Origin of the sequence: Streptomyces sp. NPDC014995 (assembly GCF_043080745.1) — a bacterium.
Lineage (GTDB): Bacteria > Actinomycetota > Actinomycetes > Streptomycetales > Streptomycetaceae > Streptomyces.
Genome location: NZ_JBIBVX010000004.1, coordinates 375838 through 392059 on the forward strand (window position 1 = coordinate 375838; position 16222 = coordinate 392059).

18 protein-coding genes are annotated in these 16222 nt (G+C 73.3%); 6 read left to right on the top strand and 12 right to left on the bottom strand.

Features of this window, described 5'->3' with window-relative positions:
* Positions 1-73: 73 nt before the first annotated feature.
* Positions 74-1360 carry an acetyl-CoA C-acetyltransferase gene (locus ACF1A1_RS11390; RefSeq protein ID WP_391998930.1) on the bottom strand — a complete coding sequence of 429 codons (1287 nt, stop codon included), beginning with the start codon at positions 1358-1360 and terminating at the stop codon, positions 74-76.
* A gap of 153 nt (positions 1361-1513) precedes the next feature.
* On the opposite strand from ACF1A1_RS11390, the gene ACF1A1_RS11395 reads away from it, so the two are divergent.
* Together ACF1A1_RS11395 and ACF1A1_RS11400 are read left to right on the top strand one after the other, a co-directional pair.
* Positions 1514-2821, top strand: coding sequence for a 3-oxoacyl-ACP reductase (locus ACF1A1_RS11395; protein WP_391998932.1), 1308 nt, complete (start codon positions 1514-1516; stop codon positions 2819-2821).
* The gene (locus ACF1A1_RS11400; protein ID WP_391998934.1) at positions 2821-3669 is read left to right on the top strand and encodes a MaoC/PaaZ C-terminal domain-containing protein; all 849 of its coding nucleotides are present in this window, start codon (positions 2821-2823) and stop codon (positions 3667-3669) included. The genes ACF1A1_RS11395 and ACF1A1_RS11400 overlap by 1 nt, the downstream gene beginning before the upstream one ends.
* A 26-nt stretch (positions 3670-3695) precedes the next feature.
* Here ACF1A1_RS11400 and ACF1A1_RS11405 read toward each other — a convergent pair whose 3' ends face one another.
* The 9 genes from ACF1A1_RS11405 to ACF1A1_RS11445 form a co-directional block, all read right to left on the bottom strand.
* Entirely contained in the window at positions 3696-4340 is a 645-nt protein-coding gene (locus tag ACF1A1_RS11405) for a TetR/AcrR family transcriptional regulator (protein WP_391998936.1), read from the bottom strand.
* A gap of 95 nt (positions 4341-4435) precedes the next feature.
* The gene (locus tag ACF1A1_RS11410; protein WP_391998938.1) at positions 4436-4747 is read right to left on the bottom strand and encodes a DUF4229 domain-containing protein; all 312 of its coding nucleotides are present in this window, start codon (positions 4745-4747) and stop codon (positions 4436-4438) included.
* 95 nt (positions 4748-4842) lie between these two features.
* Entirely contained in the window at positions 4843-5367 is a 525-nt protein-coding gene (locus ACF1A1_RS11415; protein ID WP_391998940.1) for a GNAT family N-acetyltransferase, read from the bottom strand.
* 43 nt (positions 5368-5410) lie between these two features.
* Positions 5411-6061: a UdgX family uracil-DNA binding protein gene (locus ACF1A1_RS11420; RefSeq protein WP_391998941.1), complete on the bottom strand. Its 651-nt coding sequence runs from the start codon at positions 6059-6061 to the stop codon at positions 5411-5413.
* 129 nt (positions 6062-6190) lie between these two features.
* Positions 6191-7354 carry an aminofutalosine synthase MqnE gene (gene mqnE / locus ACF1A1_RS11425; RefSeq protein WP_391998943.1) on the bottom strand — a complete coding sequence of 388 codons (1164 nt, stop codon included), beginning with the start codon at positions 7352-7354 and terminating at the stop codon, positions 6191-6193.
* A 47-nt stretch (positions 7355-7401) separates the two neighbouring features.
* Entirely contained in the window at positions 7402-7857 is a 456-nt protein-coding gene (locus tag ACF1A1_RS11430) for an Lrp/AsnC family transcriptional regulator (RefSeq protein ID WP_391998945.1), read from the bottom strand.
* A gap of 91 nt (positions 7858-7948) precedes the next feature.
* Positions 7949-8602, bottom strand: a complete 654-nt coding sequence (locus ACF1A1_RS11435; RefSeq protein ID WP_391999067.1) for a UbiX family flavin prenyltransferase — start codon at positions 8600-8602, stop codon at positions 7949-7951.
* Between the two features lie 125 nt (positions 8603-8727).
* Positions 8728-9630 (bottom strand): menaquinone biosynthesis prenyltransferase MqnP, encoded by a 903-nt coding sequence (gene mqnP, locus ACF1A1_RS11440; RefSeq protein ID WP_391998946.1) that lies wholly within the window; start codon positions 9628-9630, stop codon positions 8728-8730.
* Positions 9627-11078, bottom strand: a complete 1452-nt coding sequence (locus ACF1A1_RS11445) for a menaquinone biosynthesis decarboxylase (RefSeq protein WP_391998947.1) — start codon at positions 11076-11078, stop codon at positions 9627-9629. The genes mqnP and ACF1A1_RS11445 overlap by 4 nt, the downstream gene beginning before the upstream one ends.
* An 89-nt stretch (positions 11079-11167) precedes the next feature.
* On the opposite strand from ACF1A1_RS11445, the gene ACF1A1_RS11450 reads away from it, so the two are divergent.
* Positions 11168-11515 carry a PLD nuclease N-terminal domain-containing protein gene (locus ACF1A1_RS11450; RefSeq protein WP_391998949.1) on the top strand — a complete coding sequence of 116 codons (348 nt, stop codon included), beginning with the start codon at positions 11168-11170 and terminating at the stop codon, positions 11513-11515.
* Between the two features lie 70 nt (positions 11516-11585).
* Here the strand turns inward: ACF1A1_RS11450 and ACF1A1_RS11455 are convergent, their stop codons facing one another.
* Positions 11586-11915, bottom strand: coding sequence for an ArsR/SmtB family transcription factor (locus ACF1A1_RS11455; protein ID WP_391998950.1), 330 nt, complete (start codon positions 11913-11915; stop codon positions 11586-11588).
* A 107-nt stretch (positions 11916-12022) separates the two neighbouring features.
* Here ACF1A1_RS11455 and ACF1A1_RS11460 point away from each other — a divergent pair, with 107 nt between their 5' ends.
* Both ACF1A1_RS11460 and ACF1A1_RS11465 read left to right on the top strand, forming a co-directional pair.
* Entirely contained in the window at positions 12023-12997 is a 975-nt protein-coding gene (locus ACF1A1_RS11460; protein ID WP_391998952.1) for a zinc-binding alcohol dehydrogenase family protein, read from the top strand.
* A gap of 285 nt (positions 12998-13282) precedes the next feature.
* Positions 13283-14050, top strand: coding sequence for a MerR family transcriptional regulator (locus ACF1A1_RS11465; RefSeq protein ID WP_391998954.1), 768 nt, complete (start codon positions 13283-13285; stop codon positions 14048-14050).
* Between the two features lie 479 nt (positions 14051-14529).
* On the opposite strand, the gene ACF1A1_RS11470 is transcribed toward ACF1A1_RS11465, so the two are convergent.
* Positions 14530-15315, bottom strand: coding sequence for a CDP-alcohol phosphatidyltransferase family protein (locus tag ACF1A1_RS11470; protein WP_391998956.1), 786 nt, complete (start codon positions 15313-15315; stop codon positions 14530-14532).
* 329 nt (positions 15316-15644) lie between these two features.
* Here ACF1A1_RS11470 and ACF1A1_RS11475 point away from each other — a divergent pair, with 329 nt between their 5' ends.
* Positions 15645-16094 (top strand): nucleoside deaminase, encoded by a 450-nt coding sequence (locus tag ACF1A1_RS11475; protein WP_391999068.1) that lies wholly within the window; start codon positions 15645-15647, stop codon positions 16092-16094.
* Positions 16095-16222 lie beyond the last annotated feature (128 nt).

The window sequence follows — 16222 nt, forward strand, 5'->3', positions numbered from 1 at the left end:
CAACCTCCCTGGTGGGGCAGCGATTTGACGTTTCGTTGACCCCGCCTTGACCCGCCGGGTGCACACCGGACCGTCACGGCCGCTCAAGGATCGCCGTCACCCCCTGCCCTCCGGCCGCGCACACCGAGATCAGGCCGCGCGACGGCCCCTCCCGCTCGGCGAGCAGCTTGGCGAGGGTGGCCACGATCCGGGCGCCGGTCGCCGCGAAGGGGTGGCCGGTCGCCAGGGACGAGCCCGCCACGTTCAGGCGGTCCCGGGCGACCGGCGCCAGCCCCCGCTTCTCCCAGGCCTCCAGCGTCGCCAGCACCTGGGAGGCGAACGCCTCGTGGATCTCGACCAGGTCGAAGTCCTCGATGCCGAGACCGGCCCGCTCCAGCATGCGCGGCACGGCGTGGGCGGGCGCCATCAGCAGCCCGTCCTCGCCGCCGGCGACGTCACCGCGCACGAAGTCCACGGCCGCCGTCTCGTAGGCGGTCAGGTAGGCCAGCGGTTCCAGGCCCCGCGCTTCGGCCCACTCCTGCGAGGCCAGGAGCACCACGGCCGCGCCGTCCGTCAGCGGCGTCGAGTTGCCCGCCGTCATCGTCGGGCCGGGGGCGTCGAGGCCGAACACGGGCTTCAGCCGCGCGAGTTTCTCCGCCGTCGAGTCGGGGCGCAGGTTCTGGTCGCGGGCGAGGCCGCGGAAGGGGACGACGAGATCCTGGAAGAAGCCGCGCTCGTAGGCGGCCGCCAGCCGTTGGTGACTGGTCGCCGCCAGTTCGTCCTGCGCCGCGCGGCCGATGCCCCGGGCGCGGGCGGTGACCGCCGCGTGTTCCCCCATGGACAGGCCGGTGCGCGGCTCGGCGTTGCGCGGGATGTCGGGGATCAGGTGGGAGGGGCGCACCTGCGCGAGGGCCTTCAGGCGGGCGCCGGTGGACCTGGCCCTGCGGGCTTCGAGGAGGATGCGGCGCAGGCGGTCGTTGACGCCCAGCGGGGCGTCGCTGGCGGTGTCGGCGCCGCCCGCGACGGCCGACTCGGTCTGGCCGAGGGCGATCTTGTTGGCGGCGGCGACGACGGCCTGGAGCCCGGTGCCGCAGGCCTGCTGGATGTCGTACGCCGGGGTGCGCGCGTCCAGCTTCGAGCCGAGGACGGTCTCGCGGGCGAGGTTGAAGTCGCGGCTGTGCTTGAGGACGGCGCCGGCGACCAGTTCGCCCACGGAGCCGGGCACGTCGAGTCCGTAGCGGGTGGCCAGTCCGTCGACCGCCGCCGTGAGCAGTTCCTGGTTGGAGGCGGTGGCGTACGGGCCGTCGGAGCGGGCGAAGGGGACGCGGCTGCCGCCGACGACCGCGACGCGACGGGCCTCCGGCCGTTTCAGGGGGCTCATCTCGACCTGCTCCTCACCTGTGGCATAGACTTACCGCCGGTAACCTTACTCCAGAGTAAGGAGACGGGGTAAGAACCCGGGGCATGCCCCGGACCCGCCCCGGAGCACGACACCGACACAGCCACCGGAACAGCAGGCACCCAGGAGTTGGACGTGGCCGACCGCTATCTGAGCTTCACCGCCACCGCACCCGGCCGCTTCCTCACCCGACGGCTCGGCCTGCCGCAACCGGCGGTGCTCAGGCGCTGGTCGCCCGCACAGTCCTCCCTGCCGGGCGGCCTGCTGCACCTGACGGCCGGGACGTCCCGCCTCGACCTCGCCGCCGTCCTGGCCCGCACGGGGCCGGAGGCCGCCGCGTCGGATCCGGCCGCCGTCGTCCTCGACGCCACCGGCGTGCGGGACGTGGACACCCTCGCCGAGGTGCACGCCCTGCTGCATCCCGTGGTGCGGTCCGTCGCGGAGAGCGGGCGGGTCGTGCTGCTGGGCGCGCCCCTCGACCCCGACGACCACCACCAGGCCGCCGTACAGCAGGCCCTGGAGGGCTTCACACGCTCCCTGGGCAAGGAGATCGGCCGGGGCAGGACGGTGAACCTGGTCCGCCTGACCGACGCGGCCGCCGCCGAGTCCACCCTGCGCTTCCTGCTCTCCCCCAAGTCGGCCTACGTCAGCGGCCAGGTGATCGGGGTGGGCGCGGGGCCGGCCGGGGACCGCGCCGACCCGGACCGCCCCCTCGCCGGCCGCACCGCCCTCGTCACCGGCGGCGCCCGGGGCATCGGCGAGGCGGTCGCGCGGACCCTGGCCCGGGACGGCGCCCGGGTCGTCGTCCTCGACGTACCGCAGGCCGAGGCGGACGCCCGCGGGGTCGCCGAACGGCTCGGCGGCGGTGCCCTCGCCCTCTCCCTCGACATCACGGCCGCCGACGCGGGCGAGCGCATCGCCGCCGAACTCCCCGACGGGCTCGACGTGCTGGTCCACAACGCGGGCATCACCCGCGACCGCCGGCTGGTCAACATGCCCGCCGAGCGCTGGAGTGCGGTGCTCGACGTCAACCTCGCGAGCGTGCTGCGGACCACCGACGCGCTGCTCGCCAAGGGCGCCCTGCGGCCGGGCGGGCGCATCGTGGCCACCGCCTCCATCGCCGGGCTCGCGGGGAACGCGGGCCAGACGAACTACGGGGCGAGCAAGGCGGGCGTCGCCGGACTGGTCCGCGCCCTCGCGCCCCGCGCGCTCGCCGAGCACGGGGTGACGGTGAACGCGGTCGCGCCGGGCTTCATCGAGACGCGGATGACGGCCGCGGTGCCGCTGTTCATCCGGGAGGCGGGACGCCGGATGAACTCCCTCGCCCAGGGCGGGCTGCCCGTCGACGTCGCCGAGACGACGGCCTGGCTCGCCCGTCCGGACTCCGGGGCGGTCAACGGGCAGGTCGTGCGGGTGTGCGGCCAGAGCCTGCTGGGGGCGTGATGCCGACGCTGACGAGCCCGCCCGCGCTCGGCCCGCTCCTCGCGCGCGGCGCCCTGCTGTCCCCGTTCAAGCGCCCGCGCCCGGACGCCGGCCACCCGCGGACCCGTCTGCTCCTGCCGGGCCTGCGGGTCGACCTGGCCCGGCTGGCCGCCTACGAGCGGGTCTGCGGCTTCCCCACCGGCGAGGACTGTCTGCCGGTCACCTATCCGCACGTCCTCGGCTTCCCGCTGGCCATGCGGCTGATGAGCGACCGGGCCTTCCCGCTGCCCCTGCTCGGCCTCGTCCACACGTCGATCGAGATCACCCGCCACCGGCCCCTGCCGGCCACCGGCACCTACGAACTCACCGTGTACGTCGACCGACTGGTCCCGCACCGGCGCGGCACCGAGGCCCGCGTCGTCACCGAACTGCGGGACGTGGGCGAGACGGTGTGGGAGTCGACCAGCGCGTACCTGGCCCGGCACCGCACGAGCGGGACGCCCTCGGCCGAGCAGCCCGTACGGCGCGTGCCGGACCCCCTGCCCGTCCTCGACGAGTGGCGGCTCGCCGGTGACGTGGGCCGCCGCTACGGTGCCGCCTCCGGCGACCGCAACCCCATCCACCTGTACCCGCTCACCGCCCGCCTCTTCGGCTTCCCGCGCGCCATCGCCCACGGCATGTGGACCGCGGCCCGCTGCCTCGCCGCCCACGGCACCCCGCCGGCGGCGCGGATCCGCACGGAGTTCCGGGCACCGGTGCCGCTGCCGGCGACGGTGGCCTTCGCCGCGGACGGGAGCCGGTTCGAGCTGCGGGGGGCGGGGGACGCGGGGCGGGTGCACGTGAGCGGGCGGGTGGACCGGCTCGGTTGACCAGGGGCCGGGCCCGCGGCAATGGGCTACGCCTCCGGCGGTGACCATGGCCGGCCGGCCATGAGGTTCCCCAGCCCCGCCCAGGCGAAGTTCATCAGCGTCGCCGCCGCCTGGCGGGCCGTGACGCCGTCGGTGACGTTGGCCCAGGCGGCGAGCGACTCGGCGGCGCCGACCAGGGCCTCGGCGAGACCGGCGACCTCGCGTTCGGGGAGGTCGGGGTCGCGGTGCGCGTCCCGGGCGGCGACGACGATCAGCTGGGTGACGAACGCGACGATCTCCGCGCGCATCGCCGCGACCTCGGCGGCGAACGGCTCGCCGTGGGTGCGGGCCTGGAGGTGCAGCACGGACCAGGCGTGCGGGTGCTCGCCGGTGTGCGCGAAGAACGCCAGCAGACCGTCCCAGAGCTGGCGGTCGGCGGACAGGCCGGTGTGGACTCCCGCGCGCACCGCCTCGACGAGGGCCTTGGCCTCGCGCCGGATGCAGGCGGTGAACAGGTCTTCCTTGGAGTTCAGGTACAGATAGACCAACGGCTTGGACACGCCCGCCAGTTCGGCGATCTCGTCCATCGACGCGGCCATGTACCCCCGCCGCCCGAAGATCTCCACGGCTGCGTCCAGCATCTGCTGCTCACGGACCGCCCGCGGCATCCGCTTGGTCTTCACGGCACCCATGGGGTCAGCCTAGGGGGTGCGCGCAGCAGGCCCCGCGACCCGACGGCCGGATCCGGCAGCGGCCCTCCGGCGAGGGCCGGCCGGGCCCAACTCCCTTACGACGTCTGCTCCTGGGCCCGGACCTGGCCGTGGGCGGCGTCCACGGCCTCGTCCTCCTGCGCGCGGTTGGCCGCCAGGCCGGCCTTCATCCGGTCCACCCGGCGCACGACCGTCTCCGAGGCGCGGTCGCGCTCCTTGCGCAACGCCACGAAGCTGATCGGGGCGGAGATCACCATCGCGAGCAGGATGATCCACATGCCGTTGGAGGAGCCGAGGCCGCGCGGGACCACACCGAAGTAGACGAGCCCCCAGACGGCCACGAGGCAGCCTGCGAAGACACCGAGGCGCATCAACGTGTAGCGGAGCATCTCAATCCACTCTTCCGATTCCAAAAGGGGCCGTCGTCCAGTGAAGCACGCCGGGCCGCGGATCTTGGAGGGGGGTGGTGCCCCCCTCGGCCCCGTCAGCGCAGCGGCAGCAGCATGGTGATGTCGTCCCGTTCGTCGCCCGGCGCCACGCGTATCGCGCCGGGGACGCGGCCGACCTCCTTGTATCCGCAGGAGCCGTAGAAGTCCTCCAGGCCCAGGCCGCCCCGGCAGGTGAGGCGTACCGCCTCGATGCCGTCGAAGGTGCGGGCCGCGTCCGCGGCGGCGGCCAGCAGGTCGCGGCCGTAGCCCCTGCCCTGGTGCCGGGGGTGCACCATCACCGTGTACAGCCACAGCCAGTGCGTCATCAGCCGGTGCGTGTTGAAGGTGAGGAACACGGTCGCGGCGAGCTGCCCGGACTCGTCGTGCCCGACGAGCAGCCGGGTACGGCCCTCGGCCAGCTGCGCGAGGTACCGGACCACCTCGGGCCGGATCTCCTCCCGCGTCACCGGCGGCACGAAGCCGACGGCGCCGCCCGCGTTGGTGACGTCCGCCCACAGGTCGAGGAGGCCGTCGCGCAGGGTCGGGGTGACGGCGGGGTCGAGGGTGAAGGTAAGGGACACGAGAGGATGGTAGCCCTTACGCCTGAGGTGATCACCGTGATGCTCACGACAGGACGCGAGCCGCCACCCTCAGATCGGCGACCAGGCCCTGGTACGCGGCCTCGCGGTCGTCGGCGCGCAGCACCGAGGACGGGTGCACCGTCGGGACCAGCCGCTCGGGGCGGCCGTGGATCTCCCGCTCCAGGACCGTCCCGCGCACCTGAGTGACCCGGAACGCCGAGCCCAGCAGCGCCTTGCCCGCCGTCGCCCCCAGCACCACGATCAGCTCCGGCTCCACCACCGCCAGCTCGGCGGCCAGCCAGGGGCCGCACGCCGTCATCTCGCGCAGCGTCGGCGCCTTGTGGATGCGGCGCTTGCGGGGCTCGGCCCGGGTGAACTTGAAGTGCTTCACCGCGTTGGTGACGTACGCCTCGCCGGGGTCGATGCCGGCCTCCGCGAGCGCCCGGTCGAGCAGTTTCCCCGCCGGGCCGACGAACGGCTCGCCCTGGCGGTCCTCCTGGTCGCCGGGCTGCTCGCCGACGAGCATCACCCGCGCGTGGGCGTTCCCGGTACCGAAGACGGTCTGCGTGGCGTCCCGGTGCAGCGGGCAGCCCCGACAGCCGGCGGCGGCCCGGCGCAGGTCGGGGAGACCGGCCCCGTCCGGGACGAAGGGGGCGGCGGTGTAGGCGTCCTCGGGGGCCTTCGTGACAGCCATGCGCGACGAGTACCCCTCGTTCCCGGCGGGCGAACGAGGGGGGCTTCGTCCGGACGCCGCCCGCGGGTCGCGGGGGGCCTGCCGCGCAGTTCCCCGCGCCCCCGGGCAGCTCCACTCATGCCTGTCGCGTCACACCCGCATCGGCTGCGGCGACTCCCTGCGGGCCGGGTCCGGGCCGTCGTACTCGCGGATGATCTCGTAGCGCGTGTTGCGCTCCACCGGCCGGAAGCCCGCGTCGCGGATCAGGTCCAGCAGGTCCTCGCGGGTCAGCTTGTTCGGGGTGCCGTAGTTGTCGGCGTCGTGCGTGATCTTGTACTCGACGACCGAGCCGTCCATGTCGTCCGCGCCGTGCTGGAGGGCGAGCTGCGCGGTCTGGACGCCGTGCATGACCCAGAAGACCTTGACGTGCGGGACGTTGTCGAAGAGCAGGCGGGAGACCGCGAAGGTCTTGAGCGCCTCGGCGCCGGTGGCCATCTGGGTGCGGGCCTGGAGGCGGTTGCGGACCTTGCCGTCCCGCACGTCCACGAAGTCGTGCTGGTAGCGCAGCGGGATGAAGACCTGGAAACCGCCGGTCTCGTCCTGGAGTTCGCGGAGCCGCAGCACGTGGTCGACGCGGTGACGGGGCTCCTCGATGTGGCCGTAGAGCATGGTGCACGGGGTCCTGAGCCCCTTCTCGTGCGCCAGGCGGTGGATCCGGGACCAGTCCTCCCAGTGGGTGCGGTGGTCCACGATGTGCTGCCGGACCTCCCAGTCGAAGATCTCCGCGCCGCCGCCGGTGAGGGACTCCAGACCCGCGTCGATCAGCTCGTCGAGGATCTCCGAGGCGCTGAGGCCGGAGATGGTCTCGAAGTGGTGGATCTCGGTGGCGGTGAAGGCCTTCAGCGAGACGTCCGGCAGGGCGGCCTTCAACTCCCGCAGGGAACGCGGGTAGTAGCGCCACGGCAGGTTGGGGTGCAGCCCGTTGACGATGTGCAGCTCGGTGAGGTTCTCCGACTCCATCGCCTTGGCGAGCTTGACGGCCTCCTCGATGCGCATCGTGTACGCGTCCTTCTCGCCCGGCTTGCGCTGGAAGGAGCAGTACGCGCAGGAGGCCGTACAGACGTTGGTCATGTTGAGGTGCCGGTTGACGTTGAAGTGGACGACGTCGCCGTTCTTGCGCGTCCGCACCTCGTGGGCGAGCCCGCCGAGCCAGGCCAGGTCGTCCGACTCGTACAGCGCGATGCCGTCCTCGCGGGTCAGCCGCTCACCGGAGCGGACCTTCTCCTCCAGCTCGCGCTTGAGCCCGACGTCCATGGTCATCCCTCTCGTAGACAGTCTGTGTAAACCGTACGCCCAGCCCGCTAGACCTCTTCGGGAAGGTCACCCACCCGGTTCTCCCACTTCGTGGAGAGCACGATGGTGGTACGGGTGCGGGAGACCCCCTTGGTCCCGCTGAGCCGCCGGATGATCTTCTCCAGGCCGTCGACGTCGTTGGCCCGGACCTTGAGCATGAAGGAGTCGTCGCCGGCGATGAACCAGCAGTCCTCGATCTCGTGGAAGTCCTTCAGCCGGGCGGCCACGTCCTCGTGGTCGGCGGCGTCGGAGAGGGAGATCCCGATGAGGGCGGTGACGCCGAGGCCGAGGGAGGCGGCGTTCACGGTGGCGCGGTAGCCGGTGATGACACCGGCCGCCTCCAGCCGGTTGATGCGGTCGGTGACGCTGGGTCCCGACAGGCCGACGAGGCGTCCCAGCTCCGCGTAGGAGGCCCGGCCGTTCTCCCTCAGGGCCTGGATGAGCTGCCTGTCCACCGCGTCCATGCGATCGAGCCTTCCGATGAATGAGGTCTGAGAGTTCGTGGAGTTCCTGGAGGTGGTGCTGCGAGGTGGTGCTGCCGGCGCTGCCCGGTGTTCAGGCGGGGTGTGGTGAGCCGCCGCCCAGCTCGCCCTCCCACCGGCGGTAGAGCCGGTGCGGGACGCCCGCCGCGTCGAGGACCCGCCCGGCGACGAAGTCGACCAGGTCCTGGATGTGGGTGGCGCCCGCGTAGAAGGCCGGGGAGGCGGGGACGACGCTCGCGCCCGCGTCGTCCAGGGCGACGAGGTGCCGCAGGGTCTGCCCGTTCAGCGGGGTCTCGCGTACGGCGACGACCAGGGGCCGGCGCTCCTTGAGCGTCACGCCCGCCGCCCGCTGGAGGAGGTCCTTGGACAGCCCGAGGGCGACTCCCGCGACGCAGGCCGTCGAGGCGGGGACGATCAGCATCCCCTTCGTCGGATACGACCCCGAGGACGGCCCGGCGGCCAGGTCCCCCGCGCCCCAGTACCGCACCCCGTCCAGGTCCACGTCGAAGGTGCCCGGTTTCCCGTCGGCCCCTCGCGCGAGCCATTCCCGGAGGTCGTCCCGCCAGTGCGCGTCCCGGAAGGAGATCCGTGTCTCGTCGAGCAGCGTGAGCCGCGAGGCCCGGCTGACGACCAGGTCGACGCTCTCGCCCCCCGCGAGCAGCGCGCGCAGGACAGCGGCGGCATAGGGCGTACCGGACGCCCCGGACACCCCCACGATCCAAGGCACGCGCTGCGTTTCTCCTGCGTTCACACCTTGAGCGTACCGGTGGGCGGAAAGGTCTTCAGGACGGGTCGGGCCCGCGGTCCCCGTGGGTGCCTTCCCTCCCGGGCCCCCGAACTCACCCGAACGGACTACACGGTGAGTCCGCGCACCAGCAGGTCCAGCAGCGCGCACCCGAACAGGGCGATCCCGATGAAGCCGTTGACACTGAAGAACGCCCTGTTCAGACGGGACAGGTCGTGCGGCCGCACGATGGTGTGCTCGTAGCCGAAGGCGCCCGCGACGATCAGCAGACCGAGCCAGAAGAAGGCGCCCGCGCCGGTGGCCAGCGCGTACCAGACGAGCAGGGCCGTCGTGACCGCGTGGCAGACCCGCGCGCTCCGGATCGCCGCCGGGATGCCGAAGCGGGCCGGGACCGACATGACGCCGGTCTCGCGGTCGGCCTCGACGTCCTGGCAGGCGTAGATCAGGTCGAAGCCGCCGATCCAGACGCCGACGGCCAGGCCCAGGATCACCGCGTCCCAGGACCACTCGCCGGTGACGGCCAGCCAGCCGCCGACCGGTCCCATCGCCTGGGCCAGGCCCAGGATCGCCTGGGGGAAGTTCGTGAAGCGCTTGCCGTAGGGGTAGACGACCATCGGGACGACCGCGACCGGGGCCAGCGCCAGGCAGAGCGGGTTCAGCAGCGCCGCCGCGCCGAGGAAGACCACCAGCGCGATCAGGGCGCCGGTCCAGGCGTGCTTCACCGACATCGCGCCGGTCACCAGCTCGCGCTGGGCCGTGCGCGGGTTCCTCGCGTCGATCTCGCGGTCGATGATCCGGTTGACGGCCATCGCGAAGGTCCGCAGGCCCACCATGCAGACGGTGACCAGGAGCAGCCGGCCCCAGTGGATGTTCCGGTCCAGCTGGAACATCGCCGTCAGGGAGGCGATGTAGGCGAAGGGCAGGGCGAAGACCGAGTGCTCGATCATGACCAGGCGCAGGAACGCCTTGGTGCGTCCCGGCTGCGGGAGGGCTGCGGACGCACTGCTCACAGGCCGTACTCCTTCCAGCGGCGGTCCACCTTCGCCGCCGTCTCCGGGTCCGGCAGCACCATGTCCGGCCAGCCCCCGTCGCGCGTGTAGCCCTCCTCGGGCCACTTCCTCGTCGCGTCGATGCCCGCCTTGCCGCCCCAGAACTGCTGGTAGGAGGCGTGGTCGAGGTGGTCGACGGGGCCCTCCACGACCGACAGGTCGCGGGCGTAGTCGGTGTTGCCGAGGGCGCGCCAGGCGACCTCGTGCAGGTCGTGGACGTCGCAGTCGGAGTCGACGACGACGATCAGCTTGGTGAGGGACATCATGTGGGCGCCCCAGATCGCGTGCATCACCTTCTGCGCGTGCTTGGGGTACTTCTTGTCGATCGAGACGATCGCGCAGTTGTGGAAGCCGCCGGCCTCGGGGAGGTGGTAGTCCACGATGTCCGGGACGATGATCTTCAGCAGGGGCAGGAAGAAACGCTCCGTCGCGCGGCCCAGCGGGCCGTCCTCCGTCGGGGGGCGGCCGACCACGATCGACTGGAGCAGCGGCCGCTTGCGCATCGTCACGCAGTCGATCCTCAGCGCCGGGAACGGCTCCTGCGGGGTGTAGAAGCCGGTGTGGTCGCCGAAGGGGCCCTCGGGGAGCATCTCCCCCGGCTCCAGCCAGCCCTCCAGGACGACCTCCGCCTGCGCCGGCACCTGGAGCGGCACCGTCTTGCAGTCGACCATCTCGATCCGCCGGCCCGCGATGAACCCGGCGAAGAGGTACTCGTCGATGTCCCCGGGGAGGGGGGCGGTGGAGGCGTACGTGACGGCGGGCGGGCAGCCGAAGGCGATGGCGACCGGGAGGCGTTCCCCCCTGCGCGCCGCCACCTGGTAGTGGTTCCGGCTGTCCTTGTGGATCTGCCAGTGCATGCCGATCGTGCGCCTGTCGTGGCGCTGGAGGCGGTACAGACCGAGGTTGCGGATCCCGCTCTCGGGGTCCTTGGTGTGGGTCAGGCCCAGGTTGAAGAAGGAGCCGCCGTCCTTCGGCCAGGTGAAGAGGGCGGGCAGCTGCTCGAGGTCGACGTCGTCGCCGTGCAGGACGACCTCCTGCACGGGACCGTCCTTCACCTTCTTCGGCGGGACGTGCGTCATCGCGCCGAGCTTGCCGAAGGCCTCCCGGACGCCGACGAAGCCGTGCGGCAGTTCGGGCTTGAGCAGTCCGCCGATCCTGTCGGTGATCTCCGCGTACGACTTCAGCCCGAGCGCCTTCAGCAGGCGGCGGTCGGTGCCGAAGACGTTCATCGCGAGGGGCATCGCGGAGCCCTTCACGTTCTCGAAGAGCAGCGCGGGACCGCCGGACTTCTGGACCCGGTCGACGATCTCCCCGACCTCCAGGTACGGATCGACCTCCGCCTTGACGCGCTTGAGGTCGCCTTCACGTTCCAGTGCCCTGAGCAGGGAACGAAGATCGTCGTAAGCCATGGGGTCAAGTATCCCCGAGGGGCTACCCTGGCCCAGTACCTGGGGCCCGTGCTCGTGGCCCCGACGACCACTTCGCTGGAGAGGCCCCCATGCTCCGGGTACTGATGTTCCTCGTGCCGCTGGCGCTGAGCGTGTACGCGTTCATCGACTGCATCAGCACGAAGGACGACGAGATCCGCCACATGCCGAAGCCGCTGTGGGCGATCCTCGTGCTGCTGTTCCCCCTCGTCGGCTCGATCTCCTGGCTCATCGCGGGCAAGCGGCGCAGCCCGGCCGCCGAGGGCTGGTCGGGCGTCCGCAGCGGCCGCCCGCAGCGACAGTGGGTCGCCCCCGACGACAACCCCGAGTTCCTGAAGTCCCTGGACGAGGACGGCGGGGACAAGGGGAACGGGCGGGACAAGCAGGACAAGGGGGACGACGGGCGGGACGAGAGCTGAGCCGTCCCCGCCGGTGACCGGCTGCCGCCCCGGTGCGCGGTGAGTGCGCGGCGGCCCGGGCCCGGTCGGCTCAGTCGACCCCGAGGACCAGGTCCAGCAGCCCGGGGAAACGGGCGTCGAACTCCGCCCGGCGCAGCCGGTTGACCCGCTTGGGCCCCTCGTCGCGCTGCTCGACCAGGCCGGCTCCGCGCAGTACGGCGAAGTGGTGACTGAGGGCCGCCTTCCCGACCGGCACGTCGAAGCTGCCGCAGGCCCGCGACCACTCGGGCGAGCCCGCCAACTCCCGGACGAGGGTGAGCCGTACGGGATCGGCGAGGGCGGCGAGCGCGGTGAGGAGCGGGACGTCGTCGGGGTGGGTGTGCTCGGGGGCGGCCCGATGACTCGCGGTGCGCTGTGCCACGCCCGACTCCTTCCGTGGACCCGCCTGCGCGGCTTGCCGGCTGTTCGATGAAAACCATACACTCGCGACTGTTCGCTTTTCGTTGAACAGTCGAGCGGGAGTCCGGCATGCGCGCGATCGAGTTCCAGGAGTACGGCGGTCCCGAGGTCCTGAAGGTGGTGGAGGCCGGCGTGCCCGAGCCGGGCCCCGGTCAGGTGAGCGTCGACGTCGCCTACACGGGCGTGAACTTCGCCGACCTGAAGGCCCGGGCGGAGGGCTACCGGGTCGCCGCGCTCCCCTTCCGCCCCGGCCTGGAGGTCTCCGGCCGGGTCCGGGCGCTCGGCGCGGGCGTCGAGGGCCTGACCGTCGGCCAGGAGGTGACCGCGCTGACGGACGGCGGTGCGTACGCGGACGTCGCGGTGGCCGACGCGGTGACCGTGTTCCCGCTGCCCGCCGGGGTGGACCTGCGCACGGCGGCCACCCTGCCCACGGTCCTGCCGACGGCGTACGCCCTCGTCCACGCCGTGGGCCGGCTCCAGCCCGGCGAGAGCGTCCTCGTGCAGGGCGCGGCGGGCGGGATCGGCACGGTGGTGGGCCAGTTGGCGAAGGCGGCGGGCGCGGGCGCGGTGTACGGCGTGGTGTCCTCGGCGCCGAAGGCCGAGTACGCCCGCTCCCACGGCTACGACGAGGTGTTCGTCGGCGACTTCGAGAAGGCGGTCCGCGCGGCGACCGGCGACCGCGGGGTGGACCTGGCCCTGGACCCCGTCGGCGGCGACACCCTGCGCGCCTCCCTGGCCTCCCTCGCGGTCTTCGGGCGCCTGGTCTCCTTCGGCAACGCGAGCTCGGCCGAGCCGTGGAGCGTGGGACAGCCGGAGCTGTACCCGACGGGCGTCTCGGTGGGCGGCTTCTCCGTCCTGAGCCTGGCCAGGACCGCCCCGACCGCGCTGCGGGCGCTGGCCGAGCGGGCGTTCGCGACGGTGGCCGACGGGACGGTCTCGCTGCCCGTCACCGCCGAGTTCACGCTGCCGGAGGCGGCGGAGGCACACCGCCTGATGGGCGCCCGGACGAGCACGGGGAAGCTGCTGCTGAGGGTGACCGGGTAGGCCGGGCGTCGGGCTTGTGCGGCGTCGGCCTGATGGGGCGTCGGCCTGGCGGGGCGCCAGCCGTTTGGGGCCTGCGGCGCCTGGCGGGGCGCCCGCGCCTGAGGCCTGCGCGGGCGTGTGCGGCGTCGGCCTGGTGGGGCGCCTGCCGTCTGGCGTCTGGCGCCCGGGGGCGTCTGGCGCCCGGGGGCGTCTGGCGGGGCGCCCGCGCCTGCGGCCTGCGTGACTGCCGTCTTCCGCGTCGGAAGTCACCCGCGGGAGTGCCCCGTTGCCGTAGAACCGACCGTGATGACGCCTCAGAACGACGACGGTCGGCGCGCCGTCCGTCTCCGTACCGTCGACCTGGCCCGCCTCGCCGGGCTCTCGACGCAGCAGATCCGCAACTACGAGGAGGCCGGTGTGCTGCCCCCGGCCGGGCGCACCGCGTCGGGGTACCGGACCTTCGGGGCCCCGCACCGGCGGGCGCTGCTGACGTACCGGGCGCTGCAACCGGGCTACGGGCCGGTGGCGGCCACCCGGATCATGCGGGCCGTGCACGCCGGTGACGTGCCGGGCGCGCTCGCCCTCGTCGACGCCGCGCACGCCGCGCTGCACGAGGAGCGGGCCGCTCTTCGGGCCACCGGGGAGGCACTGGAGGAGCTGGCCGGGGAGCCCCCGGCCGCCGCGCCCCGCTCGCCCCTGCGCATCGGCGAGGTCGCCGCGCTGCTCGGCGTACGGACGTCGGCGCTGCGGGTGTGGGAGGCGGCCGGACTGCTCACCCCGCCCCGCGAACGCGGCACCGGCTACCGGGCCTACGGGCCGGCCGACGTGCGCGACGCCCGCGTGATCCGCGCCCTGCGCCGCAGCCACCACCTCTTCGACCGGATCCGCCCGGTCCTGGAGGACCTGCGCCGGGAGGGCGACACCGACACCCTGCGGTCGACGCTGGCGGCACGCGGGGAGACCCTGACGGCCAGGACACGGGCGATGCTGGCGGGGGCGGGGGCGCTCCACGGCTACCTCGGGGCGGAGGGGGCGCGGGGAGCGGAGCAGCCGGGCGGGACTGAGCATCCGTAGACCGCTCGGACCGGGCGTCGGCCACGGGACCGGAACGGGGGGCGGTCCCGGATCGCCGGTGCGACCACGTCAACGCGCAGCCCGAGACCGCCGAGCCACCTCGACGCGGACGACCCGAACCGACGGGCAGCCGGCCGGAACCGAGCAGTCCTGGACCTCTCGGCCCGGGCGTCGGCCCGGGCGTCGGCCCGGGGACCGGAACGGGGGCGCGGTCCCGGGTCGCCGGTGACCGCGTCGGCGCGGAGTCCGGGCCGGGCCGAGCCGCCTCGGCGAGGACGACCCGGGCCGGCCGAGGAGCCCTCTCGGCTCGGACGACCCGGGTCGATCGACGAGTCCCCCGGCTCGGACGACCTGGGTCGATCGAGGAGTCCCCCGGCTCGGACGGCCCGGGCCGGGCCGAGAACCACTTCAGCGCCACGACTCCTACGGGCCCAAGAGCCCCCTCGGCCGGCCGTCACCCGGGCCGTCGAGAGGCCGGGTCAGCGCAGTCGGGACGAGGACAGGATCGACAGCAGGTGGGCCGGGACCATCACCCACGTGATCACGGCGATGGCGGCAAGGGCCCAGCGGGTCGGCTCGATGCCGCCGGTGGCCGCGTCCGCGACCGCCACGGCCAGCAGGAGCAGGGAGGCCTCGATGCCGTTGGTGAGGCGGTGGATCTTGAAGGCGGCGGCCAGGCGGCGGACCGAGGCGACACCCTGCGAGCGGGGACGGGTCGACTCGTCGTCGGCGACGGGGAGACCGCGGCGGGCGCGGGCCACGTCCACCAGGTCGGTGGAGGCCTTCAGCAGCACCACACCGAGCGCGGTCGCGAGGCCGAGCGAGACCCAGCCGTTGAAGCCGGCCCAGCCGCCGAGGCCCGACTCGGCGGCCCGGAAGCCGAAGCCGGTCATCAGCGCCGCGTCGGCCAGGTAGGCGCCGAGGCGGTCGACGTAGATGCCGGTCGCGCTGTTCTGCCCCTTCCAGCGGGCGACCTCGCCGTCGACGCAGTCGAAGAGGAGGAACAGCTGCATGAAGAGGGCGGCCAGGACCGCGCCCGTCAGGCCGGGGACGAGCAGCGCGGCGCCGGACAGGATCCCGCACACCACCATCGTCCAGGTCAGCTGGTCCGGGGTGACCGGGGTGCGCACGAGCTGGCGGGTGAACCGCAGCGAGACACGGCGCATGTAGAGCCGGCCCGCCCAGTGTTCGCCGTTGCGGCTCGCCAGCTTGGCCTGCGGCTGGCAGACCTCCCGCAGCTCCTCCAGTACCGGAGCAGCACCCATGACCGTTCCTCCCACGCGCCCAGGCCTCAACTGCCGCACAGGTGGCGGCGATCGGCACAGGCTACTTGACCCGCTCCTGGACGATTCCCGGGGGATTTCGGCACCGTGAGGGGCACCGGCCGCGACGACACCCTGCGCACCCCGCGGACGGTGCTGTGCCCGGCGCCGTTCGACGGCCCGAGCCGGGTGACCCTCCGGCCGTCCGAGTCGTCATCCGAGGGGGCCGTCCTCGACGGCTTCCGCCCGGACCCGGGAGCGTGTCCGCCGCACGGTGCCCCCGCGTTTCCGCCCCGGCGGAGTGAGGCATGGATCACGCGGAGGTGGACCTCATGGATCAGGCCACGGCACGCACCTGGCTCGCCACCGCCGTCGAGGAGGCCCGCACCGGCCTCGCCGAGGGCGGCATCCCGATCGGCGCCGCGCTCTACGGCCCCGACGGCGCCCTCCTGGGCCGCGGCCACAACCGGCGCGTCCAGGACGGCGATCCCTCGACGCACGCGGAGACGGCGGCGTTCCGCGCGGCGGGCCGGCAGCGGTCGTACCGGGGCACGACGATGGTGACCACCCTCTCGCCGTGCTGGTACTGCTCGGGCCTGGTCCGCCAGTTCGGCATCTCCCGGGTGGTCGTCGGCGAGGCGGCCACCTTCCACGGCGGCCACGACTGGCTCGCCGAGCACGGCGTGGAGATCGTGCTGCTGGACGACCCCGAGTGCGTCGCGATGATGCGCGACTTCATCGAGAGGAACCCGGCCCTGTGGAACGAGGACATCGGCGAGTGAACCGCGGGCCCCGAGGGAACCGCGACACCGCCATGACGGAATTTTCGTAACCCAACGGACATCACGCGATCTGGCACACATCAACTCCCCCTCCCTACCCTGGCGTTGAGGGACCGACCCTGGGGGAG

Bases quoted from the DNA above. Each gene is read 5' to 3' on its own strand.
- mqnE (WP_391998943.1), bottom strand. From the start codon at position 7,354: ATGGACGTCGGGCTCAAGCGCGAGCTGGAGGAGAAGGTCCGCTCCGGT.
- ACF1A1_RS11430 (WP_391998945.1), bottom strand. From the start codon at position 7,857: ATGGACGCGGTGGACAGGCAGCTCATCCAGGCCCTGAGGGAGAACGGC.
- ACF1A1_RS11445 (WP_391998947.1), bottom strand. From the start codon at position 11,078: ATGGCTTACGACGATCTTCGTTCCCTGCTCAGGGCACTGGAACGTGAA.
- ACF1A1_RS11460 (WP_391998952.1), top strand. From the start codon at position 12,023: ATGCGCGCGATCGAGTTCCAGGAGTACGGCGGTCCCGAGGTCCTGAAG.
- ACF1A1_RS11410 (WP_391998938.1), bottom strand. From the start codon at position 4,747: ATGCTCCGCTACACGTTGATGCGCCTCGGTGTCTTCGCAGGCTGCCTC.
- ACF1A1_RS11420 (WP_391998941.1), bottom strand. From the start codon at position 6,061: ATGGCTGTCACGAAGGCCCCCGAGGACGCCTACACCGCCGCCCCCTTC.
- ACF1A1_RS11475 (WP_391999068.1), top strand. From the start codon at position 15,645: ATGGATCAGGCCACGGCACGCACCTGGCTCGCCACCGCCGTCGAGGAG.
- ACF1A1_RS11470 (WP_391998956.1), bottom strand. From the start codon at position 15,315: ATGGGTGCTGCTCCGGTACTGGAGGAGCTGCGGGAGGTCTGCCAGCCG.
- ACF1A1_RS11465 (WP_391998954.1), top strand. From the start codon at position 13,283: ATGACGCCTCAGAACGACGACGGTCGGCGCGCCGTCCGTCTCCGTACC.
- ACF1A1_RS11390 (WP_391998930.1), bottom strand. From the start codon at position 1,360: ATGAGCCCCCTGAAACGGCCGGAGGCCCGTCGCGTCGCGGTCGTCGGC.
- ACF1A1_RS11400 (WP_391998934.1), top strand. From the start codon at position 2,821: ATGCCGACGCTGACGAGCCCGCCCGCGCTCGGCCCGCTCCTCGCGCGC.
- ACF1A1_RS11450 (WP_391998949.1), top strand. From the start codon at position 11,168: ATGCTCCGGGTACTGATGTTCCTCGTGCCGCTGGCGCTGAGCGTGTAC.
- ACF1A1_RS11405 (WP_391998936.1), bottom strand. From the start codon at position 4,340: ATGGGTGCCGTGAAGACCAAGCGGATGCCGCGGGCGGTCCGTGAGCAG.